This is a genomic window from Rhodococcus sp. SORGH_AS_0303 (assembly GCF_030819335.1).
GTDB lineage: Bacteria > Actinomycetota > Actinomycetes > Mycobacteriales > Mycobacteriaceae > Rhodococcoides.
The window spans coordinates 3,025,306-3,045,812 of sequence record NZ_JAUTBO010000001.1 but is presented as its reverse complement, the minus strand read 5'-3'; the positions used below and the strand labels follow the sequence as shown (position 1 = coordinate 3,045,812).

General features: G+C 70.0%; 8 protein-coding genes and 1 pseudogene. 3 read left to right on the top strand and 6 right to left on the bottom strand.

The window, feature by feature from the left end; genetic code table 11:
• Positions 1–166: 166 nt before the first annotated feature.
• Positions 167–3,478 (top strand): error-prone DNA polymerase, encoded by a 3,312-nt coding sequence (locus tag QE449_RS14235; RefSeq protein ID WP_307109009.1) that lies wholly within the window; start codon positions 167–169, stop codon positions 3,476–3,478.
• A 106-nt stretch (positions 3,479–3,584) separates the two neighbouring features.
• On the opposite strand, the gene QE449_RS14230 is transcribed toward QE449_RS14235, so the two are convergent.
• Complete coding sequence (locus QE449_RS14230; RefSeq protein WP_285188645.1) at positions 3,585–4,049, bottom strand: tRNA (cytidine(34)-2'-O)-methyltransferase; 465 nt, start codon at positions 4,047–4,049, stop codon at positions 3,585–3,587.
• A 54-nt stretch (positions 4,050–4,103) separates the two neighbouring features.
• On the opposite strand from QE449_RS14230, the gene QE449_RS14225 reads away from it, so the two are divergent.
• Both QE449_RS14225 and QE449_RS14220 read left to right on the top strand, forming a co-directional pair.
• Positions 4,104–4,976 (top strand): bifunctional methylenetetrahydrofolate dehydrogenase/methenyltetrahydrofolate cyclohydrolase, encoded by an 873-nt coding sequence (locus tag QE449_RS14225; RefSeq protein WP_027503763.1) that lies wholly within the window; start codon positions 4,104–4,106, stop codon positions 4,974–4,976.
• 62 nt (positions 4,977–5,038) lie between these two features.
• Positions 5,039–5,305: a DUF3017 domain-containing protein gene (locus QE449_RS14220; protein WP_027503762.1), complete on the top strand. Its 267-nt coding sequence runs from the start codon at positions 5,039–5,041 to the stop codon at positions 5,303–5,305.
• Here the strand turns inward: QE449_RS14220 and QE449_RS14215 are convergent.
• From QE449_RS14215 to QE449_RS14195, 5 genes and pseudogenes are all read right to left on the bottom strand, one after another.
• A pseudogene (locus QE449_RS14215) lies at positions 5,302–6,067 on the bottom strand (ABC transporter permease). The gene QE449_RS14220 and the pseudogene QE449_RS14215 sit on opposite strands and share 4 nt — an antisense overlap.
• A 71-nt stretch (positions 6,068–6,138) precedes the next feature.
• Entirely contained in the window at positions 6,139–7,143 is a 1,005-nt protein-coding gene (locus QE449_RS14210; RefSeq protein ID WP_056447647.1) for an ATP-binding cassette domain-containing protein, read from the bottom strand.
• Complete coding sequence (locus QE449_RS14205; RefSeq protein ID WP_307109008.1) at positions 7,140–17,645, bottom strand: non-ribosomal peptide synthetase; 10,506 nt, start codon at positions 17,643–17,645, stop codon at positions 7,140–7,142. Before QE449_RS14205 ends, QE449_RS14210 begins: the two co-directional genes overlap by 4 nt.
• A gap of 177 nt (positions 17,646–17,822) precedes the next feature.
• Positions 17,823–18,914, bottom strand: a complete 1,092-nt coding sequence (locus QE449_RS14200) for a homoserine O-acetyltransferase (protein WP_222627242.1) — start codon at positions 18,912–18,914, stop codon at positions 17,823–17,825.
• A gap of 56 nt (positions 18,915–18,970) precedes the next feature.
• The gene (locus tag QE449_RS14195; protein WP_081821014.1) at positions 18,971–20,326 is read right to left on the bottom strand and encodes a bifunctional o-acetylhomoserine/o-acetylserine sulfhydrylase; all 1,356 of its coding nucleotides are present in this window, start codon (positions 20,324–20,326) and stop codon (positions 18,971–18,973) included.
• Between the last annotated feature and the right edge of the window lie 181 nt (positions 20,327–20,507).

The window sequence follows — 20,507 nt, the reverse complement described above, 5'->3', positions numbered from 1 at the left end:
CGCTTCCAGAGGAAGTGTGCAACGGAAGCGGACCATTCGGCACCTTTCGTACCGGGTGTCCCCGTGGGGGTGTGGTTCCGGGCGAGACCACGGTTTCCGTCGACTTGCCGTCGGAGTGGAGGTGATGGTCCAATGGGAACATACGTTCGAAGAGTGGGGGTGCGTCATGGGCTGGAACGACGGGCCGCCCACGTGGACCGAGATGGAGCGTCTGCTCTCGGGAAAGCCCCGCGTCATCGATCCGCTCGCGATGGGCGACGGCGGTGACAGTCCGGCGTGGTCGCGCAAGCGTGATCCCTACGAGGGTGCGGTGGTGCGGCCGCGTGACACCGTTCCCTACGCGGAACTGCACGCCCACTCGTCCTTCAGCTTTCTCGACGGAGCCTCCCAGCCGGAGGAAATGGTCGAGGAGGCCGTACGGCTGGGTCTGGACGCCATCGCGCTGACCGATCACGACGGCATGTACGGCGTCGTGCGGTTCGCGGAGGCGGCACGCGAGTTGGAGATGAAGACCGTCTTCGGGTCCGAGTTGTCGCTCGGTGACCCGGGCATGCCGACCGAATCACGCACCGGCGCAGCCGATCCGGACGGAACTCATCTGCTGGTACTCGCTCGCGGGCAGGAAGGTTACCGACGGCTCTCCCGGGAGATCGCCACCGCGCATCTCGCCGGGGGCGAAAAGGGGCGTCCGCGCTACGACATCGATGCTTTGGCCGACGCAGCAGGAGGGCACTGGCAGATCCTGACGGGGTGCCGGAAGGGCAGTGTGCGACGTGCGCTGACCGAGAGCGGGCCGGCGGCGGCAGAGCAGGCACTACGCGAACTCGTCGATAGGTTCGGTCGGGACCGGGTCACGGTGGAGCTGACCCGTCAGGGAATCGCGGAGGACGACGACCGCAACGACGCCCTGGCGGACATCGCCGCGCGTCTCTCGCTGCCCGTCATCGCGACGACGTCGGCGCACTTCGCGCGGCCGAGTCGGCGCCGACTCGCGATGGCCATGGCAGCGGTCCGTGCGCGGCGCAGCCTCGACGACGCGTCGGGCTGGCTTCCGCCGCTGGGTGGGACGCACCTGCGCTCCGGCGCAGAAATGGCGCAGCTGTTCTCGGCGTATCCCACCGCCGTGTCCCACGCCGCGGCGCTGGGGGAGGAGTGCGCGTTCGACCTGCACCTCATCGCGCCGCAGCTGCCGCCGTTCGACGTGCCGGAGGGCCACACCGAGATCACGTGGCTCCACGAGTTGACGATGCGCGGTGCCGAGCGACGCTACGGTCGACGCGAGGACGAACCTGCGGCCTACGCCCAGATCGACCGCGAACTCGCCGTCATCACCGAACTCGACTTCCCCGGCTACTTCCTGGTGGTCCACGACATAGTCGACTTCTGCAAGAGGGCCGACATCCTGTGTCAGGGGCGAGGATCCGCGGCCAACTCCGCTGTCTGCTACGCGATCGGCATCACCAACGTCGACCCGGTGCGCAACGGTCTGCTGTTCGAGCGGTTCCTCTCCGTCGAGCGCGACGGCCCGCCGGACATCGACGTGGACATCGAGTCCGACCGTCGGGAAGAGGCCATCCAGCACGTCTACGCCAAGTACGGCCGCGACTACGCGGCACAGGTGGCCAACGTCATCACCTACCGCGGGAAGTCGTCGGTACGCGACATGGCGAAGGCGCTGGGGGCATCGCAGGGTCAGCAGGACGCGTGGAGCAAGCAGATCACCCGCTGGTCGGGGGTGCCGGGGCGAGACCTGTCCGCCGAGGCCCGCGAGACCAGCATCCCGCTCCCGGTGCTCGAACTCGCCGCGCAGATCGAGAACTTCCCACGGCATCTCGGCATCCACTCCGGCGGCATGGTGATCTGCGATCGGCCGATCGCCGACGTGTGCCCCGTCGAGTGGGCGCGCATGGAGAACCGCACCGTGCTGCAGTGGGACAAGGACGACTGTGCCGCAGTGGGTCTGGTGAAGTTCGACATGCTCGGGCTCGGCATGCTCTCGGCGCTGCACTACATGATCGACCTGGTGAAGGAGCACAAGGGACTGCACGTCGATCTCGCCGAACTCGACCTCGGCGAGGCCGCGGTGTACGAGATGCTGCAGCGCGCGGATTCGGTCGGGGTGTTCCAGGTGGAGTCGCGGGCCCAGATGGCGACGCTTCCTCGCCTCAAGCCGCGGGAGTTCTACGACCTCGTCGTCGAGGTGGCCCTCATCAGACCCGGACCCATCCAGGGACATTCGGTGCACCCGTACGTCCGGCGCCGCAACGGACTCGAGCCCGTCACCTTCGATCACCCGTCGCTCGAGCGGGCACTCGAACGCACTCTCGGCGTACCGCTGTTCCAGGAGCAGCTGATGCAGATGGCCGTCGACGTCGCCGGGTTCTCGGCCACCGAGGCGGACCAACTGCGTCGAGCCATGGGGTCCAAGCGCAGTCCGGAGAAGATGGACCGCATGCGGCAACGCTTCTACGACGGGATGCGCGACCTACACGGCATCACCGGCGCGAAGGCCGACCGCATCTTCGACAAGCTCTACGCCTTCGCCAATTTCGGCTTCCCCGAGAGTCATTCGCAGAGCTTCGCGTCGCTGGTCTTCTACTCGTCGTGGTTCAAGCTGCATCACCCGGCGGCGTTCTGTGCCGGGCTGCTCCGCGCTCAGCCGATGGGTTTCTACTCGCCGCAATCGTTGGTGGCCGACGCTCGACGGCACGGTGTCCTGGTGCACGGGCCGGACGTCCGTGCCAGTCTCGCCCACGCCACCGTGGAGAACAACGGCCTCGAGGTGCGCCTGGGATTGTCGGACGTGCGGTCCATCGGGACGGCGTTGGCCGAGAAGATCGTGGCGGCGCGGGAGTCCGGCGGGCAGTTCACGTCTCTGCTCGATCTCACCGGACGTGTCGAACTCTCCGTCACGCAAGCAGAGTCGCTGGCCACCGCCGGCGCCCTGGCGTGTTTCGGTGTGACACGTCGAGAGGCGCTGTGGGCAGCCGGGGCCGCCGCAGCCGAACGCCCCGATCGACTCCCGGCGCTGGGTGCGTCCACCCGCGCGCCGTCGCTCCCGGGAATGAGTGCGTGGGAGTTGGCCGCCGCGGACATCTGGGCCACCGGTGTCTCGCCCGACAGCTACCCCACCCAGTTCCTGCGCGAGCGGCTCGACGAGATGGACGTGGTCCCTGCCGACCGCCTGCTGTCGGTGGCCGACGGAGATCGGGTGCTCGTGGCCGGCGCGGTCACCCACCGCCAACGTCCGGCCACCGCGGCGGGCGTCACGTTCATCAACCTCGAGGACGAGACGGGGATGATCAACGTGGTCTGCTCGGTGGGACTGTGGCAGAAATACCGCTCGGCGGCGCAGTTGTCACAGGCCCTGTTCATCCGGGGCATCGTGCAGAACGCCGAGGGCGTCGTGACGCTGGTGGCCGACAAGCTCGAGACGCTGGACCTGCGAGTGCTGCTGCGCTCCCGAGACTTCCGCTGATCCACCGATGGGTGGGCGTTCTGCTCCTCTCGCGCGCCGATCCGGCGGGATCCCGCTCCGCGCGCCCTCGACCGGAGCACAAACGCCATTCGACAGTCCGGGAAGCTCAGACGCTGCCCTCGAAGTCGCACTGACGCCACGCCTCGTAGACGACGACGGATGCGGCGTTGGTGATGTTCATCGAGCGGCGCCCGGCGAGCATCGGAATGCGCAGGCGATCGGTGACATGGGGGTCGGCGAGAACCTCCGGTGCGAGGCCGGTGGGCTCGGGCCCGAACAGCAGCACGTCGCCGGGCCGGTAGGACACCGACGCGTAGGACGTGGTGGCATGGGCGGTGAAGGCGAAGACCCGCTCGGGCGCGAGGGTGTCCCACGCCGCCTCGAGGTTCGGGTGCACCGTGACCGACGCCAGATCGTGGTAGTCGAGACCGGCGCGCCGCAGCTTGGGCTCGGACAGGTCGAAGCCGAGCGGTTCGATCAGGTGCAGCTCACACCCCGTACCGGCGACGAGGCGGATGGCGTTTCCCGTGTTCTGCGGGATACGCGGTTCGTGGAACATCAGACGGAACACCTGATCAGACTGCCACGTCCCACCCGCCTGCCCGAGCGTGGGAAACTGTGCGGTGTGACCGCAACGCGACTGGACGGCAAACTCACCCGCGACGAGATCTTCGTCGACCTCACCGCGCGGGTCACCGCACTGCGCGAGCGTGGGATCACCCCCGGCTTGGGGACGGTGCTGGTCGGTGACGATCCGGGCTCCGCTGCCTACGTGCGAGGCAAGCACAACGACTGCGCCAAGGTGGGCATCGCCTCCATCCGGCGCGACCTCCCGGCGGACGTGTCCAGCGACGAGCTCGACGCCGTCATCGACGGGCTGAACGCCGACCCGGCCTGCACCGGCTACATCGTGCAGCTCCCGCTGCCGAAGCACCTGGACGAGAACCGCGCCCTCGAACGCGTGAACCCCGAGAAGGACGCCGACGGCCTGCATCCCGTCAACCTCGGCCGACTGGTCCTGGGCGAGGACTCCACCCTCCCGTGCACTCCCCGCGGCATCGTGCACCTGCTGCGTCGCTACGACGTCCCCATCGCCGGTGCTCATGTGGTCGTCGTCGGACGCGGCGTGACCGTCGGCCGGCCTCTCGGGCTCATCCTCACCCGGCGCTCCGAGAACGCCACCGTGACGCTGTGCCACACCGGTACCCGTGACCTGGCCACCGAGGTGCGGCGCGCGGACATCGTCGTCGCCGGTGCCGGCGTCGTCGGACTGATCACCCCGGACATGGTCAAGCCCGGTGCCGCGGTCATCGACGTCGGCGTCTCACGCACCGACGACGGGCTGAAGGGCGACGTGGCCGACGGTGTCGACGAGGTCGCCGGCTTCCTGTCCCCGAATCCCGGCGGCGTCGGACCCCTCACGCGCGCGTTCCTGCTGAGCAACGTCGTCGAGCGCGCGGAGCGCATGCTGGCCGCATCGGAGTCGGTCTCGTCATGAGCGGGAAGGCCGGAGGCCGGCCGTTCGTGAGAAAGCCGACGCGGCGGAGGCCGGCGCGGGACATGCTCCGGCGCAGCATTCCGGTGGTCGCCGTCGTGCTGGTGATCGTCGTCGCCGTGGTCCTGGTGCTCGCCGACCGGTGGCGCCGCGGTGCGTTCGTGTTCGGTGTCGCGACCCTGATCGCCGCCGCGTGCCGGTTGTGCCTCGGAAGTGAGCGTGTCGGGATCCTGGCCGTGCGGTCGCGCGCCTTCGACACTTTCTCCCTGGCTGCTGTGGGCAGCGCGGTGGTGTGGCTCGCCGTCTCGATCGATCCGCTCGGGACGGACTAGCCCTCGCGTGAGCGGGTCACCCGTAACGTCAACGGGACGAAGATCGCGAGGATCAGCAGCGAGACGATCACGGAGTACAGCATCGGGTGTGTCGACGCCCAGTTGATCGGCTCGCGGATCGCGACGGACGGCGCGGTGGGATTGCCGAACGACTCGCGCGTCGACCGGGCCACCGAGGTGATCGGATTCCACTGTGCGACAGCGCGGAGCGGACCCGGCAGCGTCGAGGACGGCACGAACGCGGACGAGATGAACGTGATCGGGAACAGAATGATCATGAGCGCGCTCTGGGCACTCTCGGCAGTGCTGGCGACGGATCCGACCACGGCGCCGATCCACGACATGGCGAAGCCGAAGAACATCAGCAGCAGTACGGCGCCCAGCGCGTCGAGAGCGCTCCCGCGGATACGCCACCCGACGGCGTAGCCCGCGCCGATCATCACGGCGATGCTCACCACCGACACGAGCATGTCGGAGAGAGTGCGCCCCAGCACGATGGACAGACGCGACATTCGGCAGCGAGTGGAACCGGTCGACGATGCCCTCCTTGCTGTCGGTCGCGAGCCCGATGGCGGTGAACGCGGCGCTGAACACGACGGTCTGCGTGAAGATGCCGCCCATGAGGAACTCGCGGTAGGTGGCACCGCCCAGTGCTCCGCCGAAGACGTAGCTGAAGAGCAGGACGAACATGAGGGGCTGAATCGTCGCTCCGAGCAACAACTGTGGGACCCGCAGGATGGTCAGCAGGTTGCGCTGGGTCATGGTCACGCAGTCGACGAGGAAGCTCGAGGCGTTCTGCTCCCGGACTCCGCGGGGACCGACCAGTTCGGCGGTCATGCGGTGGCCGTCGCGAGGGCGGCGGCGGGGGACGCGCTACCGGTCGACTGGAAGAAGACGTCGTTGAGATCGGGCACGTTCACCCGCGCGTCGCCGACACGGATACCGGTGCCGTGCAGGCGACTCAGCACGTCGACCATGGATTCGCTGCCCCACGGCGCATCCACCGTGAACCACCCGGCAGACGCAGAGGCGCGGTGCACGCGGAAGTTCATCCGCGGGAGCAGATCCGCTGCCAGGCGCAGGTCACGAGGGTCGGCGAGGCGCACCTCGACGGACGGCGGACGGACGCGCGACTTCAGATCGGACGGGGTGCCCCTGGCCACGACGACACCGCCGTCGACGACGACGATCGCGTCGGCCAGTCGGTCGGCCTCCTCGAGATACTGGGTGGTGAGCAGCACTGCCGTTCCGTCCGCCTTGAGGTCGGTGACGATGTCCCACATGTCGTTCCGACTGCGGGGGTCGAGACCGGTGGTGGGTTCGTCGAGCACGATGAGGGGTGGCCGCGCCACCAGCGCGCCCGCCAGATCGAGACGACGGCGCATACCGCCGGAGAATGTGGAGACCGAGCGGGTTCCCGTGTCGTCGAGGCGGAACCGGGTGAGGAGCTCGCGCGCCCGCGCGCGTGCGTCTCGGCTGCTGAGCCCGTAGAGCCGCCCGAGCATACGGAGGTTCTCGTAGCCGGTGAGCCGACCGTCGACGGCGGCGTACTGGCCGGACAGCCCGATGAGCCCACGCACAGTGCGCGGGTCCTTCACGGCGTCCACGCCCGCGACGTGGACGGAACCCGACGTGGGCCGAATCAGTGTCGCGACGATCCGCACGGTGGTGGTCTTGCCTGCGCCGTTGGGGCCGAGCACCGCGGTGACCTGTCCCGCAGCGGCCGTGAGGTCGACGCCGTCGAGGGCCCGGTGCGTGTTACGTCGTCCCGTGTAGTCCTTGACCAACGATCGGACGTCGACGGCGAGAGTCGCTCCTCCGGAGAGTCCGGCGGTCACCGGGCACCGGCGAGCAGCGCCGGACGCACACCGCCGAGGCGACGTGCGACGGCGGCCAGCGCGTCCGGCGTGCCCATCGCGTTGTGCGGGACGTCGACGGGGTAGTCGGTGATCGACCCGGCGATGTAGCGCCGCCATGCCCACGGCGTGAGGGTGGGATCGGAATCGACGGTCGCGGAGAAGAACTGGAGATCGCCCGAGAACCGGGCCGGGGTGTGGTCGTGGCCGAGGTCGACGAAAAGCTGGTAGCGCTCGTACAGCCGTCGCATCTGCCCCTCGTCGAGATGGGCGGTCGGTCCCCCCGCGCCGCGGATCATGGCGATGGCCTCGTCGAGATCGATGTCGTCGTCGACGGTCACCTCGAGAGGAAGGAACTCACGCATCAGCGACGCCACGGACATCTCGGTGCGCGGGCGGTCGCTGCCGGCGAGGGGATACGCGTCCATGACGAACAGTTCGACCTCGTCGCCGAGCTTCTCGATCTCCACGGCCATCGCGTGGGCGATGAGACCGCCGAGTGACCACCCGAGGAGTCGGTAGGGGCCGGTGGGGAACTGGGCGCGCACGGTGTTGACGTAGTCGCGCGCGATCTCCGCGACCGACGCGGGCTCGGGTGCGGGGATGCCGATGCCGCGGGCCTGCAGACCCAGCACCGGGATCGACGGATCGAGGTGTGGCAGCAGTCCGGTGTAGCTCCAGGAGAGCCCGATCGCCGGATGCACGCAGATGAGGGGAGTCACACCGTCGTCGCCGGCACGCAACGGCAGCACCGCGTCGGTGCTGGTGCGGCGGACCGGTGGCTTCGGGGTGCGAGCGGACGGCTCGGCGACGGGCGGGGGTGCCGCGTGTGATCCGGTCCTCGTCGCGGTTCCGTTGGCTGCGGACCCATTCGTGCCCGAGCCGTTCGTGGAGGAACCGTTCGCGTGGCTGCCGCCGTCGCCTCGGGTGCCGTGATTGTCGTCGAGCATGATCAGCTCCTGTAAGCGAGCGGACAACGCAGCCGGGGTGGCTGCGTCGAAGAACCAGGTGACGTCGATGGAATCGGGGTCGACGTCGGTAGCGATGTCGGCACGGAGGCGCTCACGTAGGACGTCCATGACCCGCACCGCGGCGAGGGAGTTCCCGCCGAGAGCGAAGAAGTCGTCGTCCGGGTCGACGGCGTCCACCCCGAGCACGTCGGCGAAGACGCTCCGGACGGTGTCGAGCAACGACCGGGCGGGCGCGATCGCCGTGGCGGTGGTCGCCCGGGCAGGTGCGGCGCTCAGATGATCTGGAGCCAGCGGTTCGAGCCGGCCCAGGGGGATGAGCAGTGCGCGTCGGTCGACCTTGCCGTGCGGGGTGCGCGGCAACGACGAATGCACGGTGACCGTCGCGGGGACGAGGGCACGGGGGAGCTTCTCGGCGGCGAAGCTCCGCAGGGCGGCGGAGTCGACGGTGCCGTGCACCGTGACGTGTGCCGCGAGCGCCGCGCCGACGGAGTTCTCCTCGACGACGACGGCCACCGACGTCACGGCCGGATGTGCGGCCAGCACGGCCTCCACCTCGGCGGGTTCGATGCGGACACCGCGGATCTTCCTCTGGGTGTCCGATCGGCCCGTCATCTCGACCATGCCGTCGGATGCGACCCGCACCAGGTCGCCGGTGCGGTACGTCCGGCCGCCCGGGCGGCCGGACGGGTCGGCCACGAAGCGTGCCGCCGTGAGCCCCGGGCGTCCCGGATAGCCCTGTGCCACTCCGGGTCCGGAGACGTACAGCTCACCCACGTCGCCGTCGGCGACCTCGGCAAGTGACGTGTCGAGCACGCGCAGGGCGGTCCCGGGCACGGCGAGTCCGATGTGGGGTGCGCGGCCGGCGCGCTGGACGCCCGTCGTCGCCGCCACCGTGGTCTCGCTGGGGCCGTAGGCGTTGACCATGCGGCGACCCGGGGCCCACGCCTCGAGCAGAGCCGCGGGAAGCGCCTCGCCGCCGGTGCCCACCGACCGCACGCCGGACACGGTGTGAGGATCCAGGGTCGCCAGCGCGGCAGGCGTCAGGAACAGCACGTCCACGCGCTCACGCTCGATCAGGGCCTCGAGCGCCCTGCCGGCGTAGGCGGCGGGCGGCGCGACCACGGACGTCGATCCGCGGATCACCGTCAGCAACATCTCGAGGATCGCCGCGTCGAACCCCGGTGACGCCGCGTGCAGGACGCGAGACGTCCGGTCGGTGTCGAACGCGGTTCCGAGGGCGACGGCGAGGCTCTCGATGCCGCGATGGGTGACGCCGACGGGTTTCGGGCGCCCGGTCGTTCCCGAGGTGTAGACGAGGTAAGCGACGTCGTCGAGGCTGCGCCGGACCGCGGCCGGCAGGGCCGCGTCGGGCGTGGAGGGGTGATCGGGCGTTCCGTCGGTGTCGAGGGTCCACCACCTGACGGCGTCCGGCGCGACCACGGGATCCGAGGCCGCTCGCAATGCCAGGACGGGTTTCGCGTCGTCGAGGATGTAGCTCAGACGTTCCTCGGGATACGTCGGATCGAGAGGGAGGATCGTCGCACCGGTCCTCGCGACGGCCCAGAACGCCGTCACCGAGGACGCGGACCGGCTCATCGCGAGCGCCACGGTACGTCCGGGCTCGGCGCCGGCTGCGCGGAGTCGGTCGGCGAGAGCGTCTGCAGCGGTGAGGAGTTCACCGTAGGTGCGGGTGCCCTCGGGAGCGACTACGGCCACGCGCTCCGGGGAGTTGCGCGCGACACGCTCGACCAGCACGTCCAGGAGCTCCGTCTCGGACGGGAGGCGGGACGGGCCCGTGAGGCTCGCGATCGACAGTGCGGGATCGGACGTGGCGCGGTCCAAGGTGTCCACCACGGCGTCGGCCAGGTGACGAGCGGTGCTGGGCAGGAACAGGTCTCGGGCATAGGTGACCGACACGTCGGCACCACCGTCCGTCCGGGCGCGGACGGTCACGACGAGATCGAAGGCGGATCGCTCCACGGGCAGGCGGAGCGCGGAGACGGTGCGCCCGCCGAGGTCGAGGTGCAGCGGCGGAGCGGCGTGGACCGAGAGCATGATCTGGACGATCGGGTGGCGTGCCGGATGACGCTCGGGCTGCAGTGTCGACACCAGCGTCTCGAACGGAACCGCGGCATGGTCGAGCGCCGCGAGATCCCGGTCCCGCACCAGCTCGACGACCTCGTCGAAGGTGGATGCCAACGACACCGGCACCCGCAGCGCGAGGGTGTTCACCGCCATGCCGACCATCGACTCGGCTCCGGCGCGGTCCGCGTAGGGGGTGCCGACGACGACGTCCGCCGTTCCGAGCAGCGGGTCGACCCCGGGGGTGTGCGCGGCCAGCACGGCGGCCAGTGCTGCGTGCACCACCATGAACTCGGTACCGCGGTGATCGGCCGCACAGGCCAGCACGCGTTCGCGGACCTGCGGACTCAGGACCGCGTCGACGACGTCGGCGCGGCCGGTGGGCCGGTCGGGGCGCGGGCTGTCCAGAGGTACCGAGTGCACGGGGGGAGCACCGTCCAGGGCGGAGCGCCAGAAGTCGACGGCGCGGGTGTGGTCGGCGCTGCCCACCGAGAGTGTGAGTGCCAGCGCGTGATCGATGTACTGCACCGGCTCCGTCGGCCACACCGGTGCGACTCCCGTGCGGCGAGCCTCGTAGGCCAGCAGCAGGTCGGTGGTGAGCGGCGCCACCGATTCGCCGTCGGCGGCGATGTGATGGACCGCGACGCCGACGACGTGGCTGTGCTCCGACAGGCGCACCACGACGGCACGGACGGGAGCCTCGATCGCGAGATCGAACCGTCGCCGGGCGACGTCGTCGAGTGCCGCCTGCACCTCGGGCGCCGACGGATCGAGGTCGGAGTCGGAGGGAGTGACCAGCTCGACGGAGACGGGAGCGGCGTCGAGGACCACCTGCACCGGCTCGCCCGCGACCGTGGGATACACGGTGCGCAGCGATTCGTGCCGCGCGACCACGTCGTTCACGGCTGCACCGACGGCGTCGACGTCGAGCGGACCCTCCACGAGCAGTCCGGCCACGATCGTGTACGCCGTGGCGGTGCTCGCCACCTTCGACGAGAACCACATCGACAGCTGCGCCGGCGTCAGCGGGACGGGATCGGGTCGCTCCGCGGGTGTCACCGCGGCGGCCGATGGGAGGGTGCCCGGATCTGTTGTCAGGTCGGTGAACTCGGGCAGTTCGGCGAGCTCGGCGACCGTGGGTCGATCGAAGATGGTGCGCACGGCGACGGGCACACCGGTGACCTCGGTGATGCGTGCGGCGTAGCGCGTCGCGGTCAGCGACGTTCCGCCGAGCGCGAAGAAGTCCGCTGTGACACCGACCCGCTCGACTCCCAGGACCTGCGCGAGCACACCCGCGAGGGCTGCCTCCGCGGCGGTTCCGGGAGCGCGGTCGTCCTCGTCGACGAGGGCGGACGGCATCGGCAACGCCGCACGGTCGAGCTTGCCCACCGGTGTCAGCGGAAACGCGTCCACGACGACGATCGCGGTGGGCACCATGTGACGCGGCAGTCGAGTGCGGGCGAGGCGGAGCAGATCGCTCGATCGCAGGGCGGCCGACTCGTCGACGACGGGATGGACGAAGGAGACGAGCAGGGTCTCGCCGGTCGGTCCGGGCGTCGTCAGCGTGACGGCTCCACCGACACCCGGTGCCGACGCGAGCACGGCGTCGATCTCGCCGAGCTCGATCCGCAGACCACGGATCTTGACCTGGAAGTCGCTGCGACCGGTGATGCGGACGACCGGTTCGGTGCTGTCGGGATCGGCCGCGAAGGTCCACCGGGCCAGGTCGCCGGTGCGGTAGGTCCGGCTTCCCGGCGGGCCGAACGGGTCGGCGACGAAGCGTGTCGCCGTGAGGCCCGGCCGGTCGAGGTAACCCCGTGCGAGTTGTACTCCGGCGAGGTGCAGTTCGCCCTCGACTCCGGGCAGCACCGGTTGCAGCGAGGCGTCGAGCACGGTTGCCCGCATCCCGGCGACGGGGCGCCCGAGTGCGACGTCGTCACCCTCGTGCAGCGTCCTGGCGTGGGTGCAGATCGCGGTCTCGGTGGGCCCGTAGATGTTGATGACGGTGCGTCCGGGCGCGACCGCATCGAGCAGTTCCGAGCCGAAGTTCTCGCCGCCGACGCCGAGTGCGGACAGTAGCACCGGGTCGCCGGGGACGAGGTCGTCGGCGGAGAGCGTCGACAGGACGGAGGGGGTGAGAAAGCAGTGCGTCACGTCGTGGCGGCGCAGCAGCGTCGCCAGTTCCGTACCGCCCACGACTCCGGGGGGCGCCACCACCAGCGCGCCTCCGGATCCGAAGGCGAGGCCCAGTTCCAGCATCGAGGCGTCGAAACTGGGAGAGGCGAAGGCGAGCACGCGGGCGTCGGTGTCCGCCCCGTAGGCGTGCACCAGTTCGCTGGTGATGTTCGCGTATCCCTGACGTGTGACCTGGACGCCCTTGGGGCGTCCGGTCGTTCCCGACGTGTAGGTGACGTACGCCGTGCAGCCGAGCGGAACCACCCAGCCACCGTCGTCGGGACACGTCGGGACGTTCTCCTCGGCGAACAGTGAGTCGGTCGTGGACCACAGGAAGCCGTCGCTCGGGACGTCCGAGGGATCGGAGCAGACGGCGTGCAGCGTCTTGCTGTCCCGCACCATGAACGAGCGCCTGTCCGCCGGGTAGTCGGGATCGACGGGCACGATGGCACCGCCGGCGCGTGAGACGGCGAGGATCGCGGCCACCGACTCGGTCGAGCGTCGCAGCAGGCCGATCACACGCGTGTCGGCGGAGACGCCGTTGTCGACGAGGCGTGCGGCGCCGCGGGCGACGAGTGCCTCGAGCTCTGCGTAGGTGGTCCGCCGGTCGCCTTCGACCACGGCCACCGCGTCCGGAGTGACCGCGGCCTGATGCGCCACGAGAGCGTCGAGCGCGGAGGTCGAGTCCGTCGACCGAGCTCGCGCTCGTTCCCGCATCGGTACCGTCGCCGCGCGCTCGGGAGGCAGCAGGACGTCGATGTCGGCGACGAGCGCATCGGGGTCGGCGGCGATCGCGTCGAGCACGGCCAGCAGTCGATCGAGGACTGCCCGCGCGGTGCGCTCGTCGAACAGGTCGGTGGCATAGGTGAGATCGATGCTCGACCGCGGGCCGGCATGCCCGGGTGACTCGTCGAGCACCAGTTCCAGGTCGTACTTCGCCCGCGCGACGTCGATCCCGTGGGCGGTCACCCGTGCATCGCCCACCGCGCCCGACGTGTCCGGCGTGCTGCGGGTGGTGAGCATGACGTCGAACAGCGGGTGGCGGCCCGGAGTGCGCGGTGGGTCGAGGAGATCGACGAGGGTGTCGAAGGGCATGTCCGCTCGGGCCAACGCGTCCAGGTCGGCCGCCCGCACGGCGTCGAGATGGTCGGCGACGGTCGCCGCGCCGTCGACCACGGTGCGCAGCACCACGGAATTGACGAACATGCCGACGACCCCGTCGAGGTCCGGGTGATCGCGTCCGGCGACGGCGGTGCCGATGGTGACGTCGTCGCCTGCTCCGGAGCGACTCAGCACCAGGACCAGTGCGGCGTGCACGATCATGAAGTGGGACAGGCCGACTCGGCGGGCGAGGGCATCGACGTGCACTCCACGATCGCCGTCGAGGACGACGGACACCGTCGCGCCCTGTCCGGACGGTTCCGCGCGACGCGGGCGATCGGCACCGGGAGTGGGGACGTCGGGGAGATCCGCGAGCGCGTCGGCCCACCAGGCCGCGGACGTCGCGAGAGCCGACTCCGGATCGTCCGCGGATCCGAGTGCCAGCCGCTTCCATTCCGAGGCGTCGGCGTACTGCACGGGCAGCGGGGACCACGCCGGGGTGCGACCCTCGAGCCGCGCGGAGTACGCGACGACGAGGTCCGTGGCCAGCACGCCGAGCGACCACCCGTCGACACACACGTGGTGGAGGACGAGAGCCAGGACGTGATCGGCCGCCGGTCCGGACGTGCCGGCGACGCGGACGATCCGGGCGCGCAAGGGCAGGTCGACGGCGAGATCGAAGGGGCGGGAGGCGACGTCCGTCAGTGCCGGGAGGACGGCGTCCGTGTCCGGCGCGTCGAGCACGTCGACATCGAACAGAGCTGTGGCCGTGTCGATGTCGAGGACACGCTGCACGGGGCCGTCGACGGCGTCGTCGCGGTCGAAGAGTGTGCGCAGGCTCTCGTGACGATCGAGGACGTCGAGAAGCGCGGCCCGCGCCGCCTCGACCGAGAACGTACCGGTGACGCGGAGAGCGAGCGGCACGTGATAGGTCGCCGACGGCCGGTACTGCTCGATCCACCACATGCTGCGCTGGGACGGCGAGGCGGGGATCGGCACGGAACGGTCGACGGGCACGGGCCCGTCCTGATCGCCGGTGGACGGGGTGCCGTCGTCCAGGTGCAGTGCGAGCGCTTCGACCACGGGATGCCGGAACACCTCGCGAACCCCGAGGGCATGGCCCCCCACCGCGGAGATCCGGGCGGCGACCCTCGTCGCGAGCAGGGAGTTGCCGCCCAGTTCGAAGAAGTCGTCGGTGGCGGCCACGTCGTCGAGGCCGAGGACGTCGGCGAGGACGCTGGCCACCAGGAGTTCGTTCTCCGATTCCGGAGCGCGTGCGGGACGGCTCTCACGGGCACGCGGTTCGGGGAGGCGTCGCCTGTCGATCTTGCCGTTCGGCGTCAACGGCATCTCGTCCAGGATCGTGAGCCGGTTCGGCACCATGTAGTGGGGGAGCAGAAGAGCGAGATCGTCGAGCAGCGTGTCGGCGACGGCGCCCGCGTGCGTCATGCGCACGTAGCCCTCGACGGTGCGGAGGGTGCCGTCACCGCGGACCACCACGGCGGCGTCCGCGACGTCGGGCAGCGCGCGCAGCGCCTCCTCGATCTCGCCGAGCTCGATCCGGAATCCGCGCACCTTCACCTGGCTGTCCCGGCGCCCGAGGTAGACCAGGGTGCCGCGGGAGGTCCACTTCACCAGATCGCCTGTGCGGTAGAGCCTGTCGGAGTGTCCGAACGGATCGGCGACGAAACGTTCGGACGTGAGGGCGGTACGGCCGAGGTACCCGCGAGCGATGCCGGTACCGCCGAGGTAGAGCTCACCCACACAGCCGGGCGGTGTCAGTGCGAGCGAGCTGTCGAGGACGAAGGCGCGGATACCCGGGTAGGGCGACCCCAGCTCCACCTCGTGTTCGGCGACCAGGGGACCGAACGTCACCGCCACCGTGCTCTCGGTCGGCCCGTACACGTTGACCATCCGGCGTCCGGGCGCCCACTCGTCCACCAGCGCGACCGGGACGACGTCCCCGCCGACTCCGATGGCACGCGGACGCGCGCCCGGCGCCACAGGAACGGTGGCGAGGGCCGAGGGCGTGATGAAACCGGCGTCGATGCGCTGGGAGTCGAGCACCTCGGCCAGCTCCTCGCCCCCGTGCACGTCGGTCGGCACGACGACCAGCGTCCCGCCGGACCCGAAGGCCAGCACCATCTCGAGGACGGAGGCGTCGAATCCCGGTGACACGAAGTGCATCACCCGCGCGCCGCGCGGCAGGCGGTGCGCCGAGACGGCCGCGTACGTCATCGCGGCGAAGCCCCGGTGCGTCACCGCGACGCCCTTCGGCGTCCCCGTGCTGCCGGAGGTGTAGATCACGTAGGCGAGGTCGTCCGGTCCGGGGCGCCGTGCTCCGACGAGGCCCTCGCCGGTGAGCGGTGCTCTGTCCTCGTCGACGAGGACCCATTCGACCAGCGCGGGAAGCGAATTCACCAGTGCGCTCGTCGTGATGCCGACCAGTGCGCCGCTGTCGCCGATGATGGTGGTGATCCGGTCGGCAGGCAGGGCGGGGTCGACCGGCACGTACGCGCCGCCCGCTTTCGCGATGGACCAGGCCGAGGTGACGGACGCGTGGGAGCGGGGGAGCGCGGACACGACCATGACGTCGGGACCGACACCCAGATCCAGCAACTCGCGGGCCAGGGCGTCCGAGCGGCGGTCGAGCTCGGGATAGGAGAGTGCGATGTCGCCGTCGACGACGGCGGGCACCTTCTCGCCCAGCACCAGCCCGTGCGTGAGGATGTCGGCGAACGTGGCGAACGGCGGCACCAGCGGATCGAGTGCCGGCAGGACGGCGGCGCGGTCCTCGTCGGTCACGAGGGACAGCGCGCGCAGCGGTGTGTCGACGTCGGCCTCGGCGAAGTCGACGAGGAAGCGGGCGAACCGTTCGCTGTGGACGACCAGTTCGTCGGCCGTGTACAGGGCGGGGTTGCCCTCGAGGTCCACCCGCAGGCGACCCGTGGTGGTGCTCTCGTGCACCGTCACGGCCATGTCCGCGGTCGGTCCGGAGGTCAGTAGTTCGAGATCGGCCGGGATGTCGCCCAGCACCACACGTTCGCCGAACATCATGAGGTTGATGGTGGGACCGAGGGTGACGCCGGGGGCACCGAGCAGGTGGGCGATCTCCGAGGCGGGAAGCAGCTGGTGACGGAGTGATTCGCTGACGCGGTTCCCGACCTCGCGGACCACCGAGCCGATGTCGACGCCGCCGCCGCAGTGCGCGGGCACGGGTACCGCGTTGGCGGCCATGGACGCCGATTCGCGCATCCACGACGTCACGCGGGCGGCCATCGGCATCGTCAGGACGACGTCGGGTGTGTCGGTGACACGCGCGAGGAACGCGGCGAACGCGGCGGCGACGACGACCGCGACGGTGGATCCGTGACGCTCCGCCGCGTCGTGAACCGTCCGGTCCGCCGAGGTACCGAGCAGCGTGTCGCAGCGGTGGTTGAACGCGGACGGCGGCGCGACCCGCCCGGACATCGAGACCGGCTCGCCGAGGACGTCGCGCAGACCGGCCCAGTGGGCTCGATCGCGCTCGTACCGCGACGACGCCCGGTAGCGCGCCTCGGCCTCGGCGAAGGCTCGGGGATGCCGTGCTCGCGACGGCGGTGGATCCTCGCCGCGTACCAGCGCGGTGTAGATCTCGGCGGTGCGAGCGGCGGCGACCGAGGCTCCGTAGCCGTCGATGGCCACGTGATGGCCGCGGGCGTACCAGTAGTGGTGGTCCTCGGCCAGGGTGATGACGGCGGTGTAGCCCAGCGCGTCCCGATACATGTCGAGGGGACGGGTGAACTCCGTCATGATCTCGGCCGCCGCCTCCTCGGGAAACTCGTCGTCGCTGACGTCGATGCGATCGAGGTCGATGTCGAGGAGCGAGAGGTCGAGCCGCTGGCGGAGCGAGTCGGAGTCGACGCGCTCGTCTTGCGCGTCACTCGTGACGAGTCGGGTGAGCATCGAGCCGGTGTCGAGAGTGGCGAGGCGCATGGCCTGCTCGAGAAGGTCGACGTCGAGCGGGCCGCGGATGTCCATGTAGTGCGCGACGGCGAAGGTGACCTCGGGGTCGAGTTCCTGCAGCAACCACATGTCCCGCTGCGCGCGGGTGAGATCGAAGACCTCCGTGTAGTCGTCCGCTCCCGCGCCCGAGCCCGGGTGATCGTCCGACATGCTGTTCCCCCGGCTCGCTCGCATCCCCACGGTGGGCCCTTCGGTCACCGCAGCGTCGAGCGCTGCGGTGCAGACCACACGATGTCGAACACTAACAAACCAGAAACTTGATTTCCCTCGTCCTCAAGGACTTCAGGTTTCTTTGTGAGAGTTGCCAAGCTCAGGGGAGCGTGAGGGTCAGTCCTTCGCCGCGAGTGCGTCGGAGGCCAACGCCATGGTGGCCACGAGCATCGTGGACACCGCGTCGGGCTCGGTGAGGAAGCCGTCGTGGCCGTCGCGCGAGGAGATGATGCGCAACCCGTCGCACCCGGGGATCAGATCGGCGATCTCCTGCTGCTGCCGCAGGGGGTACAGCCGGTCGGAGTCGACGCCGCCCACGATGGTGGGCGTGCGGACCGACCCCAGGGCCGCCTCGAGCCCGCCTCGCCCGCGGCCCACGTCGTGCCGGTTCATGGCCTCCGACAGCAGCACGTAGGTCCCGGCGTCGAAGCGGTCGACGAGCTTGGTCGCCTGATGCTCGAGGTAGCTCGCGATCGCGTAGCGCCCGCCGTTCAGCGGGTCCTCGCCGATCTGGGGCTCGTTGCCGAACCGGGCGTCGAGTTCGTGCTCGGTGCGGTAGGTGAGGTGCGCGATGCGCCGAGCGACGGCGAGTCCGGCACGCGGAGCGCGACCGGAGGCGTGATAGTCACCGCCCTGCCAGTCGGGGTCGGCGGTGATGGCGGCGATCTGCGTGGTCTGGGTGCCGATCTGGTCCGCGGACGCGCGCGCACCGACGGCGAGTACCAGTGCCGAGGCGACACGGTCCGGGTAGGAGACCAGCCACTCGAGAGTGCGCATACCGCCCATGGAGCCGCCGACGACCGCCGCGAAGCGGTCGATGCCGAGGGCGTCGGCGACCATGCGCTCCGCCGCCACCTGGTCGCGGATGGAGATGGCCGGGAATCGGGATCCCCACGCGACACCGTCCGGATCGAGCGACGCGGGACCCGTGGTACCTCGGCACCCGCCGAGCACGTTCGTCGCCACCACGCACCAGCGATCGGTGTCGAGGGGTGCGCCGGGACCCACCATGCCGGTCCACCACCCGGGCGACGGGTGATCCGGTCCGGCCGGTCCGGTGACGTGCGAGTCCCCGGTGAGCGCGTGCTGGACGAGAACGACGTTGTCCCGCGCGGGCGAGACCTCGCCCCACCGCTGCACGGCGACCGTCGCGTCGGGAACCACGCGTCCGCTCTCGAGGGGAACGTCGCCGATGTGCACGGTGCCCACCTGCCCGTCCGCCGGCGGAAATGCCGACGGACGGGCAGGCGAGTGGAGATCGAGTGTCAAGATGCGGCCCGGAAACCCTTCTCCAGATCGGCCAGGATGTCGTCGATTCCCTCGATACCGACTGCGAGTCGCACCAGGCCCGGAGTGACTCCGGAGGCCAGCTGCTCCTCGGGCGTCAACTGCGAGTGCGTCGTCGACGCGGGATGGATCACCAGTGAACGCACGTCTCCGATATTAGCGACATGGCTGTGCAGCTCCAGCGCATCCACGAAACGCTTGCCCGCGTCGACACCGCCCGCGAGTTCGAACGCCACGATGGCACCCGCTCCGCGCGGGGCGAGTTCCTGTCCGCGCTCGTACCACGGGGAGGACGGCAACCCGGCGTAGTTCACGCTGGTCACCTCCTCGCGCTGCTCGAGGAACTGTGCGACCGCCGTCGCGTTCTGCACGTGTCGCTCGAGGCGCAGGGACAGTGTCTCGATGCCCTGGCCGATGAGGAACGCGTTGAACGGGGAGACCGCCGCGCCGATGTCGCGCAGCAGTTGCACGCGGGCCTTGAGTGCGAAGGCCGGAGCGCCGAGATCGGCGAACACCACACCGTGGTAGCTGGGATCGGGGGTGGTGAAGTTGGTGAAGCGACCCTGTGTCCAGTCGAAGCCACCGCCGTCCACGATGACGCCGGCGATCGCGGTGCCGTGGCCGCCGAGGTACTTGGTGGCCGAGTGCACCACGATGTCCGCACCGTGCTTCAGAGGCTGGATCAGATACGGCGTCGCCACGGTGTTGTCGACGATCAACGGGATGCCGTGGCGGTGTGCCACGTCGGACACTCCGCGGATGTCGAAGATGTCGTTCTTCGGGTTGGAGATGGTCTCGCCGTAGAACGCCTTGGTCTCGGGGCGGACGGCCTTCTCCCACTGGTCGAGGTCGTCCGGATCGTCGACGAAGGACACGGTGATGCCCAGCTTGGGCAGCGTGTAGTGGAAGAGGTTGTACGTGCCGCCGTACAGACGGGGGCTGGAGACGACGTGGTCGCCGGTCTCGGCGATGTTCAGGATCGCCAGCGTCTCGGCGGCCTGGCCGGACGAGACGAGCAGTGCGGCGACGCCGCCCTCGAGCGACGCGATGCGCTGCTCGACGACGTCCTGCGTCGGGTTCATGATGCGGGTGTAGATGTTGCCCGGCTCGGCGAGCCCGAACAGCGCGGCGGCGTGGTCGGTGTTGTCGAACGTGTAGGACGTCGTCTGGTAGATCGGCAGGGCGCGCGCGTGGGTGGTGACGTCGGGAACCTGTCCGACGTGCACCTGCCGCGTCTCGAAGCTCCAGTTCAGTGCCGGATCCTCGACGGGTGCTCCGGCTGCGTCGACGACGTCGCCCTCGGTGGCACCGGTGTCGGAAGTGTGATCGGTCATGGGTGTCGTGCTCCTCGTGGGGGTGGTGCTCGAGTGGAGTGCTCGAGTGGGGTCCACGTCGGCAGCCGCCACGCCCGCAGCACGAGAGGCACCTCACCGTGTGCAGAGCGCAGTAGGCGAGCCGATCTTCGTGGAGAGAAGGGTCGGGGCCTATCGCCGGCTACAACACAGTCGGTGGGAG

Coding starts and splice junctions, on each gene's coding strand:
- QE449_RS14205 (WP_307109008.1), bottom strand. CDS start 17,645: ATGTCGGACGATCACCCGGGCTCGGGCGCGGGAGCGGACGACTACACG.
- QE449_RS14235 (WP_307109009.1), top strand. CDS start 167: ATGGGCTGGAACGACGGGCCGCCCACGTGGACCGAGATGGAGCGTCTG.
- QE449_RS14195 (WP_081821014.1), bottom strand. CDS start 20,326: ATGACCGATCACACTTCCGACACCGGTGCCACCGAGGGCGACGTCGTC.
- QE449_RS14220 (WP_027503762.1), top strand. CDS start 5,039: ATGCTCCGGCGCAGCATTCCGGTGGTCGCCGTCGTGCTGGTGATCGTC.